Annotated in this window: 18 protein-coding genes; 7 read left to right on the top strand and 11 right to left on the bottom strand. The window is 33.0% G+C overall.

From position 1 onward, the window contains the following. Window positions 1-341: 341 nt before the first annotated feature. Together F1Z66_RS01900 and F1Z66_RS01905 are read right to left on the bottom strand one after the other, a co-directional pair. Complete coding sequence (locus tag F1Z66_RS01900; RefSeq protein ID WP_438502936.1) at window positions 342-2,018, bottom strand: acetolactate synthase large subunit; 1,677 nt, start codon at window positions 2,016-2,018, stop codon at window positions 342-344. A 347-nt stretch (window positions 2,019-2,365) separates the two neighbouring features. After that, a complete protein-coding gene (locus F1Z66_RS01905) occupies window positions 2,366-2,575 on the bottom strand; it encodes a hypothetical protein (protein WP_201448613.1) in 210 nt (69 codons plus the stop codon). 904 nt (window positions 2,576-3,479) lie between these two features. Between F1Z66_RS01905 and F1Z66_RS01910 the strand changes: the two genes are divergently transcribed. Next, entirely contained in the window at window positions 3,480-3,905 is a 426-nt protein-coding gene (locus tag F1Z66_RS01910) for a hypothetical protein (RefSeq protein WP_149861921.1), read from the top strand. 201 nt (window positions 3,906-4,106) lie between these two features. Here F1Z66_RS01910 and F1Z66_RS01915 read toward each other — a convergent pair whose 3' ends face one another. Next, window positions 4,107-4,811 (bottom strand): cupredoxin domain-containing protein, encoded by a 705-nt coding sequence (locus tag F1Z66_RS01915; protein WP_195907448.1) that lies wholly within the window; start codon window positions 4,809-4,811, stop codon window positions 4,107-4,109. A gap of 1,523 nt (window positions 4,812-6,334) precedes the next feature. Here F1Z66_RS01915 and F1Z66_RS01920 point away from each other — a divergent pair. Further along, window positions 6,335-6,568 carry a hypothetical protein gene (locus F1Z66_RS01920; RefSeq protein ID WP_149861923.1) on the top strand — a complete coding sequence of 78 codons (234 nt, stop codon included), beginning with the start codon at window positions 6,335-6,337 and terminating at the stop codon, window positions 6,566-6,568. A gap of 267 nt (window positions 6,569-6,835) precedes the next feature. On the opposite strand, the gene F1Z66_RS01925 is transcribed toward F1Z66_RS01920, so the two are convergent. Then, window positions 6,836-7,897, bottom strand: a complete 1,062-nt coding sequence (locus F1Z66_RS01925; protein WP_149861924.1) for a PDC sensor domain-containing protein — start codon at window positions 7,895-7,897, stop codon at window positions 6,836-6,838. Between the two features lie 1,282 nt (window positions 7,898-9,179). On the opposite strand from F1Z66_RS01925, the gene F1Z66_RS01930 reads away from it, so the two are divergent. Further along, the gene (locus tag F1Z66_RS01930) at window positions 9,180-10,634 is read left to right on the top strand and encodes an NAD(P)H-binding protein (RefSeq protein WP_149861925.1); all 1,455 of its coding nucleotides are present in this window, start codon (window positions 9,180-9,182) and stop codon (window positions 10,632-10,634) included. Window positions 10,635-11,146: 512 nt separating this feature from the next. Here F1Z66_RS01930 and F1Z66_RS01935 read toward each other — a convergent pair. Continuing rightward, entirely contained in the window at window positions 11,147-11,350 is a 204-nt protein-coding gene (locus tag F1Z66_RS01935; RefSeq protein ID WP_149861926.1) for a hypothetical protein, read from the bottom strand. A gap of 201 nt (window positions 11,351-11,551) precedes the next feature. Here F1Z66_RS01935 and F1Z66_RS01940 point away from each other — a divergent pair, with 201 nt between their 5' ends. After that, entirely contained in the window at window positions 11,552-12,136 is a 585-nt protein-coding gene (locus F1Z66_RS01940; protein ID WP_149861927.1) for a hypothetical protein, read from the top strand. A gap of 503 nt (window positions 12,137-12,639) precedes the next feature. On the opposite strand, the gene F1Z66_RS01945 is transcribed toward F1Z66_RS01940, so the two are convergent. Continuing rightward, the gene (locus tag F1Z66_RS01945) at window positions 12,640-12,960 is read right to left on the bottom strand and encodes a hypothetical protein (protein ID WP_149861928.1); all 321 of its coding nucleotides are present in this window, start codon (window positions 12,958-12,960) and stop codon (window positions 12,640-12,642) included. A 561-nt stretch (window positions 12,961-13,521) separates the two neighbouring features. Here F1Z66_RS01945 and F1Z66_RS01950 point away from each other — a divergent pair. Further along, window positions 13,522-13,803: a hypothetical protein gene (locus F1Z66_RS01950; protein ID WP_195907449.1), complete on the top strand. Its 282-nt coding sequence runs from the start codon at window positions 13,522-13,524 to the stop codon at window positions 13,801-13,803. A gap of 119 nt (window positions 13,804-13,922) precedes the next feature. Beyond that, on the top strand, window positions 13,923-14,060 hold the full coding sequence (locus F1Z66_RS15160; protein WP_154670465.1) for a hypothetical protein: 138 nt from the start codon (window positions 13,923-13,925) through the stop codon (window positions 14,058-14,060). 400 nt (window positions 14,061-14,460) lie between these two features. On the opposite strand, the gene F1Z66_RS01955 is transcribed toward F1Z66_RS15160, so the two are convergent. From F1Z66_RS01955 to F1Z66_RS01965, 3 genes are all read right to left on the bottom strand, one after another. Continuing rightward, on the bottom strand, window positions 14,461-14,793 hold the full coding sequence (locus F1Z66_RS01955) for a hypothetical protein (protein WP_149861930.1): 333 nt from the start codon (window positions 14,791-14,793) through the stop codon (window positions 14,461-14,463). A gap of 1,138 nt (window positions 14,794-15,931) precedes the next feature. Then, window positions 15,932-16,585, bottom strand: coding sequence for a hypothetical protein (locus F1Z66_RS01960; RefSeq protein ID WP_149861931.1), 654 nt, complete (start codon window positions 16,583-16,585; stop codon window positions 15,932-15,934). 349 nt (window positions 16,586-16,934) lie between these two features. Further along, the gene (locus tag F1Z66_RS01965; protein WP_149861932.1) at window positions 16,935-17,138 is read right to left on the bottom strand and encodes a hypothetical protein; all 204 of its coding nucleotides are present in this window, start codon (window positions 17,136-17,138) and stop codon (window positions 16,935-16,937) included. 432 nt (window positions 17,139-17,570) lie between these two features. Here F1Z66_RS01965 and F1Z66_RS01970 point away from each other — a divergent pair, with 432 nt between their 5' ends. Next, window positions 17,571-17,756 (top strand): hypothetical protein, encoded by a 186-nt coding sequence (locus F1Z66_RS01970; RefSeq protein WP_149861933.1) that lies wholly within the window; start codon window positions 17,571-17,573, stop codon window positions 17,754-17,756. A 345-nt stretch (window positions 17,757-18,101) separates the two neighbouring features. Here the strand turns inward: F1Z66_RS01970 and F1Z66_RS01975 are convergent, their stop codons facing one another. Both F1Z66_RS01975 and F1Z66_RS01980 read right to left on the bottom strand, forming a co-directional pair. Continuing rightward, complete coding sequence (locus F1Z66_RS01975) at window positions 18,102-19,598, bottom strand: UbiD family decarboxylase (protein WP_230207409.1); 1,497 nt, start codon at window positions 19,596-19,598, stop codon at window positions 18,102-18,104. Beyond that, window positions 19,599-19,934, bottom strand: coding sequence for a hypothetical protein (locus tag F1Z66_RS01980; RefSeq protein ID WP_149861934.1), 336 nt, complete (start codon window positions 19,932-19,934; stop codon window positions 19,599-19,601). Window positions 19,935-20,002: the final 68 nt, after the last annotated feature.

A 20,002-nucleotide genomic window follows, 5' to 3' on the forward strand; every position in this document is an offset into this window, starting at 1 on the left:
CCGAATGCTTTGATGACTACTTTCCGTGTAGAATGAAGAATTGTAAGTTAAAGCATGTAAGCAACTGGTTAAATCTCTTTGTCGATTATCATAACAAGGAGTTAAAACGCGTTAACTGAACAGAGCCCATACAACAGTCTACAATTTAATAATTGAAGAGTGTAATTTCCTAGCACCACAAAAAATTTGTATTTCTTAATCCAATTCATCCCTTGCTCAATAAAGTTCTTTTTGATTTAATTTAATCAAAACATATGCTATAGTTACTTTTTCAAAGTACGACTTTTCCAAACTATGAATAAATAAATTTGAATAGATTTATTTGAATTTATTTGGTTTCTTTACTGAAAATCTGATATTTCTCCCAATCTTTTTGTCAATTTGATGTTTTCTGAATAATCAACTGGACAGGTAATTACAGACACTGATTTGTTGTCTGCTAATGCATCAATCAGGGAAGGAAGAAGATCTTGTGTCTTTTTAACACGGTAACCTTTTGCACCAAAACTTTCTGCATATTTTACAAAATCGGGATTCTTAAAGTCCACGCCGGAATGGTGTCCAAATTCAGTATCCATTTTCCATTTTATCAATCCATAGGATTGATCTTCCCATATTAAAACTACAATCGGAACTTTCTCTCTAACAGCGGTGGCTAGTTCATTTCCAAGCATAAGAAAACCTCCGTCTCCTGTTGCCGCCAAAACTTTGTCACCTGGCTTCGCCATTTTCACTCCTATTGCACCTGGAAGGGCAAAAGACATTGTGGATAATCCGTTTGAAATAAGGCATGTATTAGGACAATAGGTGGGATATAACCTGGCCATCCACATCTTCAAAGCCCCTGTGTCAACTAAACCTATGTCTTTGTTTCCAAGGGCTTTACGTATGTCATACACTATCCTTTGTGGCTTTACTGGAAAAGATTCTGATTGCTTTCCATATTCTAATTCCTTTCTTAAAAGACTCTGAATTTTGCAAGAATTCGCTATGTCCGTTTCCTTTCTGGCTATTCCTTTGGTAAGTTCTAGAAGAGTTTGTGACATGTCTCCTTGGATACCAACTGTTACTGTATAATGAGCATCGACTTCAGCAGGATGAGTTGAGATGTGAATTATTTGCTTATCATCATTCGGATTTATTTTTATTGGGTCAAATTCTTGCATATCATATCCTACACACAGCAGCAGATCAGCTCTATCAAAACCAAAGTTAACGTAATCATGATGCATAAATCCTACAGTCCCAAGGGAATTTGGGTGATCATCAGGAAATACGCCTTTACCCATAAAAGTAGTGGCTACTGGAACATTTGTATGTTCTGCAAATTTAACTAGTGCTTGTTGTGAATCACTTCTTGCAGCCCCATGACCCGCAAGGACAATTGGATTTCTTGAATTTCTTAACAAGTCCTTAGCACGAAGGAGCTGAGATTCAGAAGGCGAACCTGGATATACTCTTGAAACATGTAGGGGTTGAATTTCTTTTCTAATTGTCGTTTTTTCTAACTCTTCTGGAATGGCTAAATAACATGCACCAGGTCGTTCGGTTTGCGATATCTTGAATGCTTTTCTAACCATTACTGGCATAGTTTCAGGAAGTTTGATTTCAGAAGACCATTTTGTTACTGATTTAAACATACTCACCAAGTCTACATATTGATGCGTTTCCCTATAGGAGCGGTAAAGGCCAACCTGTGCACTAATGGCCACAAGGGGTGAACTATCTGTATTAGCATCTGCTGTTCCCAATAGTAGATTTATGGCTCCTGGACCCAATGTAGATAAACAAACTCCTGCTTTTCCTGTAACACGTCCATACATTTCAGCCATAAAAGATGCCGACTGTTCATGATGTACTAAAACGAACCGGATCGTAGATGAGTTATACAATGCATCAATAATGTGGATATTTTCTTCTCCTGGTATTCCAAATACATATTCTACTCCTTCATTTTCAAGGCATCTGACGAAAAGATCTGAAAAAGCCGTCAATATCGGTTCATCAAAACGCTTCATTCTATGATGACCTGATTTTTTATTCATGCTAGGATATCTTACCTGAAGTAAACAAGATTATAAATCTGAATGTGTTACCTATTGAAAGTCAGGAGTTCCTTAATCTATAATTGATAAATACGATTGATTGGATTACCGATCTTGGTTTCGGAATGCAAATACGGTAATGATCATCTGTCTGTAGATAAAGACGATGTCAAATAAACTCTACTAGTATTGCAGTTTTACTAATATTTGTGAAACTGACCATCCTTGTTCTTCAGAGACAAACGATGCATTCTTTAATTTTAAGTGAATAAAAATGCCGTTATGATGATAATTAATCCTCTACCAAAACATATTCTTCATTAGTTTTGAATTCTCTCTAATACGTCTTGGTAATTTGTTAATGGTACTATTTCTACTGTGTTAAAGGTTGATATTCCAGATTCAATACACAGCTGCTCAATACCGTGAGCACTCTCGGAATGAACCAAAATAAACCATTCATGTTCTAAAACTGACATATAAAAGCCGCTAATTTCCTGCACGTTATACTTTGCCGCATTGGATCGCAATTTGTTATATGTCTCTTTAAAAATCTCCTTTTTGTATTATTGAGAGGACATGACTCAGGACTGTGAATAGCAAAAATTCCAAATAGTTTACTTGGTGAACCCACCTGTCTCGATGACTATTGTCCTAATATATTTTAAGGTATTTACATCTGTGGTAATTCTAATACTGTTGATTTATTGACAACTCATAAAAGTTCCAATTCGACTAAGTATTATCAATTGTGAAAACATTTAGCAATACTTCATCATGGAAGTTACAAATTGGTTTAGCAAATTTTTAATGAGTACCTTGCCAAAAAATATTCTTATATTAAATATCAAAATTGAGTTATCGAAGGATTAATTTGATTTCTTGTTTCTATGACAAAAATATGAAATAATTTCCTGCTATGATAGTATAGAAATTGACTCCTTTGAAATTAGTAAATATAAGAATACAATAATATGTTTTGATGAATTTCACTTTATTTACTAAATGGTAAAACCTTACTAGCTGAGTAAATATTAAATCTTTTGGATTTATCATGGTAACAATTAAAATGAGAATTATAAAGGTGTGGCTCAATTGTATAATATCATTAACTCTGAAAAAGCCTTGAAAGATTGTCGTATTTATGTGGGAATCTCAAATATTAGGGTTTATAAATATATTATGGGGATCTTTTCTTATTTTAAATGTTAAAGTTTTAAAACTTGTTCCTGTCTTCTCATATCCTTTGAGTTTTTTGCCGGTTCATTTGATAGATTGAAATAGGCTTTAAGACCAAAAAATTACCTATTATCTTTGAATATCTCCTATTGAATTTTTGAGATTGACCTGTAAGGAAATTATAAAGTAAGTGGAATGCTCTGTTCATCATGTCAAAATTAAACCTTTTATATATCTAAATTCTAGAACAATCTGATGGATACTAATCTAAAGATTCTTTTGATCGCTTTTGTCACGGGCTCAATGACCTTGGCACCAAGTCTAATTTTTATTAATTCTGTTGCCGCTGCACCTTATTACTGTAAAGACTACAAAGGAGTATCTCAGAACTGGATAAATGGATGCCAACAGGGATGGTGGGATCATAATCATTGCAACGCTTACGATCCTGACGGTGAATCCAATGCATTCTATAACGGCTATAATGTGGGGTGGAAAAAAGGTGAATGCCAGTCTGCGCCTCCTTACTATTGCTCTAATTACTCTGGAAAAAGTAACACTTGGATAAATGGATGCCAACAGGGATGGTGGGATCATAATCATTGTTGGGGATACTCTCCAGGTACTGGTGTTTACGCAAAAGGATACAGTGTGGGTTGGACAAAAGGACAATGCAAATAGCTTGAGAATCTTTATCTCTTTTTATTTACATTATCAGGACATTCTCATAATTAGATGGAATCAATTAGTAAAGATTCAAAAGATTGATTGTCAAAAACCTTGCTATCAATACTTGAACTTTTTCTAAAAAAATTGCTTACTGTGATTAAAAATGAAAAGATGATGAACTATAAAAATGAATTTTCATCTTTTTATCATACGCTATTGTACATTAACACTTCCAACCATCCACGGATGTAGGATACAAACGTAGGGGTATATTCCGGGCTTTTCAAAGGTTACAGTAAACGTGTTTCCAGCACCAGGAAATTCTTGTTCGAAACCTTGGGGCAGAAACCAGCCCGAGTTAACATATTTTTCTGTGCCGGTCATAGTGTAATTTGCATTTGGATTCATAAAGTTTGCACTGCCGTTTGAATCTATCACGACAGGGTTAAAGGTCCTTGCGTTTACTGCTATGAGTGTATTGGTGCCATCAGTTCCTGGTATTAATATTGGTTCATTATTAGATCCTGGAGGAAGTGTCATGAATTCTGTGGCGTTAGATACCCCGAGAGGTGATACAACATCCGCCATAGTATTGTTATCACGAACGAACGTTACAGTGTGAGGTTCGCCTACAGTTGTTGGATTATCCCATGTTACACTTTGGCCAGCTTTAATGTTGATACTTTGAGGTATATATATTGTCCATGGAGCTGTTCCATTGCCTCCCCCTGCAGCCACCCTGACTGGTTCGCTATTCTGAGTTTGATTCGAACTGGTTGTTGCAAGAACTATTTCGGTAGCTCCATTTGTTGAAAATATCATTAAGATAGTAATAATTGTCGCTGCTATCATTATTGATGCCTTTGAGACTATTGTTGATGTTTTTGCCATCTTCAATAGCAAAAGAGAGATCCTCATGATATATTCTTATCTGGCAGCATATATTCAATAGAATCTTTTTATCTGTACTTCTAATACCTTACATGTAAAATCTGAGACTAACTGCCAATTGCTAGTTTGTATAATTTAGAACGACCAAAGAAGTCAACATACTGGTAATGTATCTCGGGCTGTTGATTGACATAGGGGAAAGGATAAAAAATACATCATCATATATAATTATGCAATGGAATTTTACAAACTCACTTCCAATCTCAAACTATTGATTTTTAAGATAAAAACCTCTTTAAGGCCAAAAAATAGAACCGGTAAAATGTAGATTATGAGTTGCAGCAAGATGACTATGAACTACAAGGTCTAAAAAATTTTTATTCTATTGCACACCTAATACGAATCAAGTTATACTGATCTGTTTAATTTAACTAATTCACTAATTATAGATCGTTCTTTTACCGTGAATTTTTAATTCATTTCTTACAGTAATTATATTTTAAAAATAATAGAAAATTGAGAGATTTGAAATTATTCGATCCCTAACTTAGGTAAGATAATCTCTTTTCGTGATTTTTTCTAGATCGTTTGTCTGATACTACGAGTATGGTGACTCTATAACACCAATAGCAATAATAATGGTAGGAGTAACATTTCAGTTAAAAAGATTATGAGATTGTAAATTGAAACTGTCCATGTAACCTAAACCTAAGATGGGCTGTAGTATTATCTTGACTAATAGATATGTTTTATTAAATTCTGTAATCGACCTTGAATACGATGCGTATATTGGAAATCGTTGATAAATTTGCAGCAGACTCATTATTGGGTGAAACATTGACGATTGTGGTATTTGTACAAGGAGCCATAACTGAAGGTTAAAATGCTGACTTGAAAACAGGTATCACATAATTGTTATTATAAAACAGAATATTACTTTATGAAAATGCAACAATGGCGCAATTGAAGAAATCCAATGGTCACAATCCCTTTACAATTTTTAGTCAAAAATCAATATTTAAAACTGTCGCATATTCTCATTTTCGTAACTTTTAGTTTTCTTAGTATTTTTTGATACATTAAATCTAATTTGAAATTTAACTTTGATATATTTAGTTAGTAACCTACTTCATAATTGAAAAAGTTAGTTCGCAAATATATATTATTATTATAAAATATATCAAGGTCTCAATAAAATTATTTTAATTAGAACCTGACATAGCGAAACCAAATCTTTTTTTACACTTCACATGAATTCGTGTTCTTTTTGACAACCATTTAGTTTATGATGACCTTGTTTGCATTATTTTATCTTGGATAGACTCCTTTGCCTCATGAATTTAACCTATTTATCAAGTATTTTTAAACACTATTTCGATAGGTGTTTTTCTTCAATTTCAAGATTAGGTAGCATCGGCAAAACTGTACTTGGTTACAAAGTTTTCTGCTTATTTATAATATATATTTACTTCTCAATCTAAGAGATCATTTAAGAAATAAAAGCAAACAATAAAAAAATAAATGTTGAGGGAGCATTTGACAAACCATTAATGGATCCGAATGGCAATGGGTTAAACGACCCGAGTAGATCTCGATGGACAATTGAGATTACCCCTCTTTTTAATCAGGACAAAGTAGAACATGCGTTTAAAGATAAATATTCTATAGTTAGGAAAACTTTTGTAGACGAGAAACTAATAGAATCAGAAAATATTATTGTAAGTAGAAAAAATCTTCTTCAACTAAAAGACAAAATTGAATCGATATTAAATGAATGTATGTAGATCTAAAACAAACATTTTGGGTGTTCATACAATTTAAAATTTTATCTTAGGCTATAATCCTTATCTTTTAGATAATTTTAGATCCTTTAGTAGCTTTGGATCCGGTGAATTGCATTTTTAATATGTATAATTCGTTTTGAAAAATTAATTACAATACGTGGTTCTATAAATATTATATTAAATAAAAATAAAGAGATAACTCAATACCCCTTGTTCGATACTAATTCTTGAGTATTTTAAAGGCTAAAGATGACTTACGAATCTGTTCTATGAGATTAATTGTTTTATCCATAGCAATGTCCATGAATTTGACGGACCTTGTATTGGGCGATAAGAGACCAATGCATCTATACCGTCAATATCTTCAGTCAAAGTCCCGTTTCTTCCCTCAAGTGCTAGTTTAAATGCAATTAAATCGTCAAAAGAAGTTCTATTTGATGAATTCATCAAGTTTGATTTTGAGCTGGAAATAATCGTGCCGTTGCCATCTGTCAATACCATTACTTCTTTAGATTTGTCCAAATTTGCTTTGGTGTTTAGTAACTTATCAAATGTGTTAAAGTTTAGCCCTGAAGATAAAATTCCAGCCAATTGAAAAGAATTTGAACTGTTCTTAAATGATCCATTTACCTTTACATTTTCGAACAATGGTACTGCAAGCTGTGCCTGTTTTTGACCTGACGATGCTGAGATGATTACATTACCTAGAAAAGGCTTGTGAGAGTTTGTGACATTCTTGTAATAGTCTCGAAAGGATAGATTATGAGTCGTAAGATTTATCTGACGTGAAAAAGGTTCAAGCAAATAGACATCCCCATTAGGTAATTGAAACAAAATCGATACAAAATTTTCGGGATACTGGGAAAGAAGATACCTTACCATGTCTCTTTTCGCCAAATCTAATCCCTCTGGAATACCATTTAGTTTTTCTTGATCGATTTGATTGATAAACGACATGTTTCTAATTTGAGGTACAAAACTAGTGGTTTCTAGTATTGCCTCGGATTTATCAATAACGTTTTCTATTTTAACCCCTATTAAATCGAGCAATAATGCTCTTTCTTGAATACTATTATCATAACTTTGTTTGAATTGTTTCTTGCTTTGTTTATTGGATATATCTGAAATTTCGCTTGGTAAATTTGAATCCGTTTGGTTGGAAATTGGGATGTTATTTGGCTTATCAAGACTATTAGAAGTATTTGAACCCAATTGTCCATATACATTTGGGTTTGAGAATGTCAAAATTAGAATTACGATAGTGACTGCTATGATGCCGAACCTAAAAGAGTTAAGATTCTGATACTCATTCAATAAATTTTTAGTCATTATCTAAGATGCATAAATTATTCCTGTAAAATATCTTTCTAATGAGGTTCAGATAGTTATTTTGAAAATTTATTTTTGCCTTTGATTTAATTTGATACTTTTCCTTTTGTCGTACGGGAGTCGAGATGCAACTAAATTACCTTGTATTATATTCTGTTATATTAATATTTTTTCATTTTTATTAATTTACTCTTAAACTGAAATATATATTTAGAACATTTGCCTTCGTTTCCATAAATATGTCTCTCTCTATTTCTATCGTAATACTCTATATGTCATCTACTTTTCCTGATTTTGGAAGTGAGTCGTTGTATTATTATTTTGAAATATATAATTTTCGTGGTTATTATTTATCAACCCAAAATTGTTGTTGATTTATTTAATATTAAATACTTCTTATTGGGTCATTGCTTTGCACGCATTGAATTATTACAATGCAGGCAACCAATAACTCCATTATTGGTTGCAATCTGATTTATTTAACTGTAGGAATGCGAATCAACTGCTTTAATACGTCTCAAAAATTTTTTGCAATAATTATTATAGTAATTTACTGTCCTATCTATAACAATGCCTTATTTAAGTACTATTTGTTAACGTGGCAACTGATTAATAAATTGAAAACAAAATATGTGATATATCTACCTCAAGTTATATTAAATCTCCTAAACTACTGTTTTAAATTGACCATTAGCCGGTTTCATATTCGAATTGGGAGGTCTTGGATCATTGTAAGCATTAATTTTGTTCCCAACCATTCGACCGATACTTGCTTCATTGTTAAAGCAATATGGATGGGATTGATTGATTCTTATACTGAACTAATAATTGGCTTTGTATTGCATGTAAATACTGGAACTATATTTGGTACGGTGTGGTTACTTTAGGAACGAATTACTCTATGTAATGCTTTACATGGGTTAAGGACCGCTGTAATAGGAGGTGTATTTTGAGGATAGTTTTATCCATTCTGTGACCTCCATGTAAATACAATCAATGCTTGGTGTTCTTGATAGTGATGTATCTCTAAATCAATATGTATTATCTATATTTTCAATTTTAATGATGTGTATTTTACGATCATTTTGGGACCTTAGTTATTTCATATATATCATAGAACGTTACTTAGATACATTTTTAACAGGATGATACATATACAGGCGCTATGTATTAAAGGTCAGCTTATTATTGATTAATTTGATATGTATAATGAAATTTCAATTTATAGTTGATATAAGTAATACTGAATAAAAAATAATATGCAAAGGAACGTCATATTACCATGAAGATCAAAACTGAATCTCCAGAACTCTCTGATATGTTCTACGATTGCAAGCAAAAAGGAGTTCATTTGACGATCCTACTTACCGGTGCAAGTGGATTCATCGGCAGCCGATTATTAAAAGAGCTTGTCAAAATCAAGGAGGGCAACCAAAATGACACTCTTGATTCAAAATCCTTGTCCGTAAGATGTGTAACTCGGAATAAGCGTTTTCTTTCATCTGAAACAATCAAGAAATTGGAAAATTTTGAAATTGTTGAAGCAGACCTAAGCAAATATGAAGATTGCAAACGAGCATTGGAAAATATTGATATTGCATTTTATTTGGTCCACTCGATGGAAGGTTCTTCAAGAAATTGGAAAAAATTCTCTGTTAAGGAAGCCCAGACTGCTGAAAACTTTAGTAAAGCGGCAGATGAATGTAACGTCAAAAGGATCATCTATCTTGGAGGATTGACCCATGGTAATGAAAATGAGTTATCTCAACATATGTTAAGCAGGAAACATGTGGGTGAGATTCTGAAAAATTCAAAATCCAGTGTTACTATTTTCCGGGCAGCTGTGATACTGGGTAGTGGAGGTGGTTCGTTTGAAATGTTAAGATACTTGGTAGAAAGGTTGCCTCTTATGGTTTGTCCCAAATGGGTTCAAACAAAGTGCCAGCCAATCTTTTTGGACGATGTGGTAGCATATCTGTCTAAATCAATGCTCGTCAGAGACACCGAGGATAAAACCTTCGATATAGGTGGACCTGACGTTCTTACATATATGGATATGATGAAGATATATGCAAGAATCCTTGGCAAGTCGATAATTATACTTATTATTCCATTTTTGACACCGAGATTGTCTTCTTATTGGGTAGATTTGGTAACTCCGATAAAAGCTTCCTTAGCCAGACCACTTATTGACAGTTTAAAACACGAAGCAATAGTAAAAGATGACTCTATAGTACATCTCATCCCACTCAAGTTAAAATCATTTGAGGAGTCATTGCAATATTGCCTTATAGAAGAAAACAGATACAAGAAGAACAAAGATCCAAATCATGTCAGAAAGGAGAAAACATCACTTTCACTCAACTACAAAATTCTTTTAACATCTTTAATTCTGCTATTGGCCATTGGCACCACATATTACTTCTTGAACTCGAGAACACAATTTCTAGAGCCATTTTGGTTATCCATTGCCATTATTTGGTATCTGTTAATTCTTTTTGCAATTTACTTCATTCGGTATGGAGCAAGACTAGGAGCACTGTTAGCTGGAATTCTTGCTTGGTGTACCCTCGCCTTTTGGCTGTTTGATGTCTATAGTTTTGTGTTTAGATACTCTGTGATAGTAAATGAACCTGGAAACGACGAAATTCTAAGAGATGTAATTGGGATAATAATAGCTTCATTCACGATAATTTCTTCTCATAATATCTTTCATAAAATACATATCCATGGCTAAATAGGCATTTTTTAATAATAATTTATCCAAATGCAAATTGTTTGCCAAATGCATATTTGAAATTGACAAATAATACTTATTCAAATCTCCATCCTTAAAAGCAAAATTTTGACTCTGTAATTGCTTTTTAGCGAGTTGAAAGTCAATTAAATTCTTGCTTGCTTAAAGTTTCTCTCATCCTTTTTTCTATAAACGACGATTCGTATTTGATTTGTTAAGAGGAGTTTTGAAACGAATTTAGAAATAACTACAAGGTTTCAATTTTAGGATTCTTTATTTAAATTATTTGGTATAAAAAATTGTGATAAAATTATGCTTTAATGTTTTGTGTTTTGAAATTATCAATTTTTTACCCTTCAAAATAAAAAATATATCATAAAATGAATTAGACCTTGATATTAGCCTGTATGATAAATACAATGCATTTCTAATTTGGTGGCTTTGTTCTTATTTAGGAAAAATCTTCCAGCTTGAAAGCAATAAAATAAAAAACTAAAAAAAGGATTTTTTGATTATACTGAAGCCGTTAATGAAGACTGAGTATCAAAGAATAGTGCCGAAGAAGATGACAAACATTCCTTTTCATCACCTGCTTGTGATGCATGTGCTTCTGGAATTCCTGTAATCATGTTATTTATCCCAGGGACTACTGCATTTGTTGCAAACAACATTACTGATGCTAAAAGAGTAATTGCCAAAATTTTTGAACTATTCATATTCTTTTATCATTAAACATTTATTTAAAATTGCTGTCTCCACCTTTATGGCATATCTAATAACACACTCTATTTTTTCTGGAAGAGTTTTGATCCCTAAGAGCTTTCGAATTTATTTTATATTTATTCTTGATATGCCGGTTGTTATTAAGAACTAGGATTATCAATAAAGATATTTAGTACTAGTCATTTAGGCAAATAGTGACACATCACAAAAATAAAGTTACAATTCTGTCTGCAATCTTTTTATCAGCAGCATTTGCAATATCCGGGGTTTTGTTCCATACCGTTTTTGCACAGGTTAATGGGACAGTTACTGGATTGAGTGCTCAACCCCAAGCCTCAGACTTCTCTTCTGCCTTTGATACTTTTGTTACCTCTGCTAGCGGATATGGTGTATATGAGGAAAAAAATTCTAATAACTTTAAGCCTGGAGAGGAAATAGTTTTGTATATCGAACCGGTTGGGTTTGAATACGGAACTGTAGGGGAAGGTAGTAACAATGATGACGAAAGTGGCGATGGCCAACAATTACATACCATCAACTTTTCAGCAGACTTTATAATTTCAGACACTGACGGAAATGTCCTGACTGGACAACAGGGAATTCCAGTTAGCGAAATCGTATCACATCATGAAAATAAGGAAGTCTTTATTCCCTTCACAATAACCCAGACTTCTCCATTTCCTGAAGGTGATTATGTAATTACATATACGATACACGATGATAATTCTGGAAATAGTTTTAACGTAATAAAGGATATTACTATCTCTGACGAGTCTTAATATTTCAATTTTTTTGCTTTATTTTTACCAACGTGAGGATAACGGTGAAACTTATACGTTCAGATGACAAGAGCTGATTATCGTCAATTCTATTAATTACATCATATTGTCTTTCGATAATTGTGATTAAATTCAATTACTGTTAGTAATGCTTTTACTTTGCTAATGTAATAATGCTGGCCCTATTAACATCGATCTATATACCTAAAAAGCACGCCAGATACATCAGCCTAAAGGGCATGTTAGAATATCTTTACAAAAATCCGATCTCCTTTAAGCAGGGACGCAGAAGATGATTTGGGGTAGATGTATTACTATTATTCTCTGCTCTAGGCTAGTTTGATGAATTTTGATTGCAAAAGCAGGACCGCCATTACCTGTCAGATGAGTATCTAAAACCACATCTCACTGGGTTTGTTTAATTTGTTCTCTTTTTGAAATTTGTTGTAGGCATGGGTTGCTGAGGTTGCGGATGCAATATCTATTCCTTTTCCCTTTAAGAATCACCTTATTAAGGTCAGAGGATCTGGTTCAGATTGTACGACTGAAATACGCGCACTATCATCCTCTCCATTAAACTGTTCCTTTGCATCATGAAGAAACGAAGATTGTTTAGTGGTTCTCATCCGCTTGAACCACATAATTACCTTCTCCGACATAGTAATGAGTTGGACCGAACATAGTAAGTTGTAATTGTGAGCAACAGCAGACTTTTCTGAAATCAAATGGCTATTCCTTAATTTTCTTCCTACAGATTCACAGTCATGAAATTTTTTTTGCTTTCCAGTATCTGACACATTCATTTCGCCTATTAAATTACCCAACTTTGTACAACATTTCTTAAATTCATGCATCTTTGACCAAAGTAATTAGGTTCCAATAGCATATTCAGATTAGCAAAGGATGTTAACATTGTTGTTTTTCTTTTTGTCTTTTTATAAGGTGGAGACTATTATCCTAAAATACAATATAGATTTCAGTCTACCTGCTTAGACGGATAATTGTTAGAACATGCTTTAATCACTTCTGAATGAATAAATCCATTTTTTATTGCCATATCGTTGGCAACAAAATAGATAATATATTTTGAAAATTGCTCAATTAAATTTGAAATGTAACTTCTGAAGGATTTCTAAAGCTGTTTCCATAATTACAAGTGATTCAGATGTGAAACTTGAACTTCCTAACCTTTCCATATTATTGTATTGGAGATAAATTTATTCTATATATCTGGTCAGCCAGAGCATAACTGTGAAATATACATAGTCCAAATGATGAGAGAAAGCAGAAATATAATTGATCTAAATTCTATATATTATGGAATTGCTTTTGGTTTACTTGGTATTTATTGAATGATTAAAGAATTTGAGGTCATAAGAAGCACAATGACTTGCATTCATATAATAATAGGAAAAAATCCTGAGAAGGAACCTGTATTTAATTCTATTGACGACTTACTTGACAGTATCTCTAAATGCCTTGATCATGAGAACAATGCCGCCAATAGTGGTTACTACGGAAAGGAGATTCTTGATTCTTTTCTAAGCAATATTGAATGGATGAAAGCCAAAGGTATTGTCACATCAGTAAGGATAAATGGTTCAAACTATGATGGGCCAATTAGAATAGATAAAAAAAAGCTTGTTAAACATATTGTTAACTCTTAATAGTAGTAAACACAGTAATTGAATCTCAATATGAAAGACGAATTTTTATAAACTTTGCTCTGGTATCCAGGATGATTTGTTATATGATCTATTTATAAAATGATATCTAATAGTAAAACATGAGTGTAAGTACTCCAGAAGACTTTGTAACATGCAGAATGTGTAATCATCCAAAATCGCTTCATGTTACCGTGGAATTAGGTGATGCTCCACCGATTTGTAAATCCGTTGGTTGTAACTGTCCTGGATTTGCTTAAACCCAACAAAGCGGTTCCACTAACAAAAATCAAAAAAGTAAATCTAGAATTAGATATTGTCATGATGCAAGATAATCCTTCTTTCATGATCTAGCTTATATATTAAATTAATTTATATTATGTCTTATGGTGTGGTTTGTATATCTCATCTTAATTACCTTGCATGCATGCATGTAAGTATATATGATATATATTCAATACTTGATTTCTACCTGTTAATGGTTATAATGTAGTTTTGTATTATTGATTTTTGAATTAGTTTTTCTGAAGTTATTTTTTATATAAGTGTATACCTGTAGTTTTGCATCGGCTGTTATTTATATTGGAATCGTTAAATAGGGAAATTGCATACGCGATACCTGGAAAAAAAGTGGAGCCACTCTAGGGTGACTGAAAATGACTAATTGGTTATACCTGGAATTGTTGAATCTCCTACAGGTGGTTGATCAATGGTAGGAATACATTCACCATTTTGTTGGGTCTGCAATCCTAGATTATTAGCTGTTAATGCATTAAATTCAGGAGAGACTGATTGTGCACCTGATTCTGCTCCTTGCCCTTGTTCTGCTTCTTGACCTGCAGCACTGTTGCCTTTTTGTCCGGCAGCTTCATTTCCACATAGTCCCAGAGACTCATCATCAGATAATATCGTAGCCATTACGTTTGGAACATGGACTGCAATAATACCTGCTGCAATAAAGACCAAAAGAATTCCAGTTATTAATTTGTTCATGCCATTACCTTAAACTCATTATATATACTACTTGTCAAGAATAGTAGCATTTCTTTGTTATTACACAAAATTAAATTCATCTGTTTGTTATATCTATTGCTGTTAGCAATTAATCCATACGAATCAACAGTCTCGCATGCAGAATTAAAGTATTTACCTTTTTGAAAAAATAGAATTCTGTCTTTGCATCTTCACGGTCAATAATCTTTTTTTAGTAATTACTGCAATCAGTGAAAAATAATGAATTATTATTTTTTTCTTTTGGTTTCTTTCGCTAATATTTCTTGGTTCTTTTTATTTTAATTTGTTTGAATTAACGCCATGATCGAGTTACTTTAGATTCTGCAAACAAAAATAAATAAAAACTTTGTATTGTTTCTCCTTTAGATTGGAATAGGACGACTGGTAGTTAAACAAGGAGGGAGGGGCACAGTATTATTGGATTTAGCCTGAAGGTAATAGAATTAACTTGCGTACATGAATTTATTCAAAAATAATGATGTCAGCTGCATTCTGAGGCGTTTTATGAAATTCTTTTGTCTAGTTATTATGTCTGCGACCTTGAAAAAAGATATCTTTCCGTTTGTTATGTCTCGATAGGAAAGCCGAACATTAAAGCATGCCAAACTCTTTTTCTTCTGGGAAATCGTGGGTATAGAATAGAAACTTGTCTGTCCAATTTCAATTCGTTTTGAAAAATACTAAATCTTCCTGTGAGGTTGCTTATATCTATGTTTGTACAACAATGAATTTACTAGATTTCTGATAAGTAGGTTTAAGATCCGATACCTTGGACATGTTGTTTAAATTCTGTTCGCAGAATAAAATTGATAGGATGGATTCTTTTAATCTCGTCCTCACACACGAGACGCGAAAGTGGTAAGATGATTTCTTTTGTATTTTTCAATAAAAAATTAAAATCTAGATCGGATACCATTAAATTTTTCTATCATGGTCACTGAGTAAAAATAAAAATTCATTTGCCGGTGATGAACATATTTTATTATTAAAAATATCAACATCGTCCAATCCGATTCTTATTTAATATGTCACCGATACTATATGGCAATGGTATTTCAGGGCGCCGTTGAATGTTGCTATAAATCTATTGGGAAGATCCATCTAGTAAAATGAATGGTTATTCCCATAACCACGTTTTGGTCCAATCAGTACCATTAGCGTCCTTCCAGTATAAATATAGGCCCACCTTGCCATCAATAGATTTCATTTCATCGCTATCCGATTCAAAGAACATACTGCCTTTTAGGAACAAATTACCAAAGCTATCATATTTTCCAGTATCCTCTGCCGTAAAGGTAGCTACATTATCATTTTGAACTATCATGCCTTTACCTGTGCTACTGATCGAAGGTGAGGAGTAGGTGGATATATATGTTCCATATTCTGTAACATTTCCTATTCCGCTCATATTTCCGGTTGCTATGTACGAATCTTTGGTTTGCTGAGGATGGATACTAACCACCTCTTTTCCAGTGTCTTTTGAATCCGCAAGTTCGTAAAATGGCTTTCCAAATGCTGCTTCCATTTTTGCTAATACCGCCTCGGGATCATATACACCTGTCTCAGTAATTTTACTTAGAGTCGTATTAGTACCGTCCTCATTGCTTGGTGCAATTGACCCGCTAACTTTGGTGAAAATATCTGGAGATAAAATCAGAAAAGTTGTCATAATTCCAACAAAAGTGATTCCTATCCATAAAGTCAAAATTACTGCATTTTTTATAACTGCAGGTGGATTAGGATTATTGTTTATATTGAATTTATTAATCATTATGTATTAGCAAAAGAAGATTTGTATATAAGATTTTACGGTTTCAGTTAGATATGTTTTCATAGTTTGACATATTACACTCCTATTGAAAACAGAAATTTAATTGATAAATAAATTGATAACCAGGTAAATTTTTTGTGAAGGGCCACCTACATAAATAAATATCCATAATTAATAACTACTTTGAAATTCATTTGGTAGGCTGGAGCTATATAGTTATATGCGAAAAGTGTGGTTATATCTCAACGGAAAAATTATCAGAAGAAAAGGCAAAAGAACTTTTGCTTGAACATGAGCAGGGTTCAAAAACATGCACCACAGGAAATCTAAAATTAATGAAAGTTAGAACCTAAATAGCATTCACAACGCCCGCGCTTTTGTACAACATTTTAACACATTCTGAATAAGTTCTATATTTGAATTTTATTTCACTAATTGGTACGTCTTCATCTAAACGCTCTTTGGTCGTATCAATCTTGTACTTTTTAGATATATCATCCAAAATCGTGTTTATTGTCGAGTTCGTATACGATTCGACTATCAGGCGGTTCATACATAAATTATTCTCTTCCTAGTATTTATTCTTCTATATCAATCTCACAGAATTGTCATATTGCCCAAGTGTAAAGCCATTCTAAAAAGATCCTTTAGGCAACTTCCACCCCCGTGCTACACCACTTTTCTCTCAGTAAATGACAATATTGGTACGGTATCCTGTTTACTTACTCACGCCAATCCAGCCCAAGGATAATTTGTACAAGAAAAAGTGTATTCTTGTCCAAAAAAAAAAACAAAAAAATATGTGTCTATTAGACATTGACTTGGGCTCTAACAGCGAACTAAAAATAAAGAGTCTTCTTAACCTAAAGCCAACCTAAAAGAAGTTCTGAATCATTTTATTTTGCGACCACAAACTAGTTTGACCATGGAATACTTGACTTCTGCTATTATGGGATTTTTTGCTGGTCTATTTTCAACATTTTTAATGACACTTTTTGAGTTACTTTTTTGGAAAAAATGGGGTTTGCAAGGCATTTTTGAGTGGCATGAAAACCAAATTTTGGTTAGCAAATTACTAAGAAAAGATCCAGATAAACTAATCTTTCATGGCATTTTTCTTTTGCATTTTCTAAATGGTGGGTTGGGCGGTACGGGCTCTTCGTATTTGTAGGAATATTTCCGATTTTAGTTAAATACGCTTACATCCTTGGCTTGGGATATGCCATATTTTTATGGGTTCTAACGTTACTTCAAATCCACAAGCCAATAACAGGTATTAATCCATTGAGACATCCGCAGCGGATAGGACCGCTACTTGCCAGTCTTGCTGGTCATGTTATTTATGGAATATCTTTATCATTAGTTCTGTTAAATTATTCTTTATGACACGTAAAGCGAATTGATCCATTCAATACTGGTGCATCCATTCGATAAGCAAACTGATCTAGATACTTTTGAATGGAAGTGACAAAAAACCTTATTCAACTTACCTAATATTGATAAATTTAAAATTTTCTCAGAGGTATTTTCTGACATCAATGCTGTCCGCTCCTGGAATTTTTGCTACCTCAAACCTTTCTCTGTCTTTTAAAAGAGAAATGGTTGCATCTATTCCAAGCTTTGTAGTCAGCAAATTTTTTTGGTCACTTGATGGGTCCAGACTTGAACCTTTTGTATTTGGTATTATGATAAAATCTTTGTCTGCTTGAGTCCTAGTGGATATGGCGTAATCAACCTCCACAGGGTCTAAAGGGTTGATGTCGTCATCTACTACTATGGCCGATTTAAGTGATGGATGGCCTGCAAAAGCTGCAAGAATTGCATTTTTTGGCTCTCCTTCAAGCCTTTTCTTTATTTGTATTACTGCTGATAGCCAATTGCTTCCTCCATCTGATAAATGTACCATCTTTGTAGTAGGAACAGTATTTTTTACCACACTAAAGATTTTGGCTTCTATTGGTAGTCCCATTAAGAGTCTATGTTCAGTATAGCCTGGCAATATATCATAATAAATTGGATTATCTCTATACCAAATTTTACCTACCTCAAAAACTGGTTGCATTCTTATAAAATCATATGTCCTAAGCATTTCTACCATACGTTCTTCTGCGACCTCATCATACAAAATCCTTCCTTCTATAACAATCTCGCTGTTCTTTGGAATTTGTAAATTTGAATAATTATTATTTGTCAATTGCAAATTGCCATTTAGCAAATAATTTGCAATTGATAGCTCGTCTATTCCGTAGGCTGCCTGGTACGCCGCAGCAATATTTACAGCCGGATGGAGACCAATAACTATACATATCTTTAAATCTTCCTTGTGTTCTTTGGCAAAAGTAAAACATTTGTGCAGATGTCTGCCTTCGACCATCCTAATTACCATTTGACTATTGTTTAGCAGTAACATTCTATGAATCGATGAATTTTGGCTTCCACTTTCTTGATCTTTAACATAAACAGTGGATGATGTTATAAAAGGACCAGAGTCTTTCTCAAAATGAGTAACAATAGGTAAATCGTACAAATTCTTGGTATCGTTATTATAAAAAGGTGCATTTGCAGAAATTTTCTTTGGAAAAAACTCTTGGCCAATATTGGCAAAGTTAGATATCTTTGCCTGCTTATTTGATGATTCCACTGCGTACAAAAAACGTTGTCTTGTTCCCAAAATATTGCATACAACATTAAATTTTGATTCATCCACATTGGTAAATAACACTGCTTCTTTTTTGTCAAATTTACTCACAATGGCAGCAAGTTCAAACTTCTTTTTAACTTTCTTATTTATAGTTAAGAGTTCCTTTTTGCTCCTTATGTATTGCAAAAAACTTCTCAAATCTTGTACCGAATCTACCTTGTTCTCTATCGCCTCAGAGCTATCCGTTTCTTCCATGTGTTTAGATGAAGAACTTGATTTTGATGTATCCAGATTCTGTGCCCATTTTCCCTCCTTATTGAAGTCGCCAACATTAATTGAATTTTTAATATAATTTTTTGCTACTTTCATCATTTATTCCTCTACTGCTGATAGCACCTTTTCATTGATTATCTTCATGTCTTCTAGTTGTAATTTATTTTTTGTGTGAAGTGAAATCATGCAGATTCCATTTTTCATCAAAGAAATTCTTGAAGATAAGGTATCGATAAATAACTGATCGTTTTTATCTGGTATCACTTTAGCGGTATTTGATTTGTTTGTTACAGCTAGTGAAACCGAAATCGAACCCAACTTTAATTCAGTCTCTGAAATTGAAATGAAGAATCCGTTATCATATTTTAGAATATTAATCAAAAACTTTCTTCCAAAAGAATCAGAATGTGCCTCAAAAGATGTGAAAATTGACATTGTAATAGGTAAAAGAAATAATACTATTCTTGTTAAATCTTTCCATTCAATCTATACTTATATTATGA

This window comes from Candidatus Nitrosocosmicus agrestis (assembly GCF_008389435.1).
In the GTDB taxonomy this organism is placed as follows: Archaea; Thermoproteota; Nitrososphaeria; order Nitrososphaerales; family Nitrososphaeraceae; genus Nitrosocosmicus; species Nitrosocosmicus agrestis.

Bases quoted from the DNA above. Each gene is read 5' to 3' on its own strand.
- F1Z66_RS01900 (WP_438502936.1), bottom strand. From the start codon at position 2,018: ATGAAGCGTTTTGATGAACCGATATTGACGGCTTTTTCAGATCTTTTC.
- F1Z66_RS01920 (WP_149861923.1), top strand. From the start codon at position 6,335: ATGGATCCGAATGGCAATGGGTTAAACGACCCGAGTAGATCTCGATGG.
- F1Z66_RS01925 (WP_149861924.1), bottom strand. From the start codon at position 7,897: ATGACTAAAAATTTATTGAATGAGTATCAGAATCTTAACTCTTTTAGG.
- F1Z66_RS01935 (WP_149861926.1), bottom strand. From the start codon at position 11,350: ATGAATAGTTCAAAAATTTTGGCAATTACTCTTTTAGCATCAGTAATG.
- F1Z66_RS01965 (WP_149861932.1), bottom strand. From the start codon at position 17,138: ATGAACCGCCTGATAGTCGAATCGTATACGAACTCGACAATAAACACG.
- F1Z66_RS01930 (WP_149861925.1), top strand. From the start codon at position 9,180: ATGAAGATCAAAACTGAATCTCCAGAACTCTCTGATATGTTCTACGAT.
- F1Z66_RS01970 (WP_149861933.1), top strand. From the start codon at position 17,571: ATGACACTTTTTGAGTTACTTTTTTGGAAAAAATGGGGTTTGCAAGGC.
- F1Z66_RS01950 (WP_195907449.1), top strand. From the start codon at position 13,522: ATGACTTGCATTCATATAATAATAGGAAAAAATCCTGAGAAGGAACCT.
- F1Z66_RS01915 (WP_195907448.1), bottom strand. From the start codon at position 4,811: ATGAGGATCTCTCTTTTGCTATTGAAGATGGCAAAAACATCAACAATA.
- F1Z66_RS15160 (WP_154670465.1), top strand. From the start codon at position 13,923: ATGAGTGTAAGTACTCCAGAAGACTTTGTAACATGCAGAATGTGTAAT.
- F1Z66_RS01955 (WP_149861930.1), bottom strand. From the start codon at position 14,793: ATGAACAAATTAATAACTGGAATTCTTTTGGTCTTTATTGCAGCAGGT.
- F1Z66_RS01975 (WP_230207409.1), bottom strand. From the start codon at position 19,598: ATGATGAAAGTAGCAAAAAATTATATTAAAAATTCAATTAATGTTGGC.
- F1Z66_RS01980 (WP_149861934.1), bottom strand. From the start codon at position 19,934: ATGTCAATTTTCACATCTTTTGAGGCACATTCTGATTCTTTTGGAAGA.
- F1Z66_RS01910 (WP_149861921.1), top strand. From the start codon at position 3,480: ATGGATACTAATCTAAAGATTCTTTTGATCGCTTTTGTCACGGGCTCA.
- F1Z66_RS01960 (WP_149861931.1), bottom strand. From the start codon at position 16,585: ATGATTAATAAATTCAATATAAACAATAATCCTAATCCACCTGCAGTT.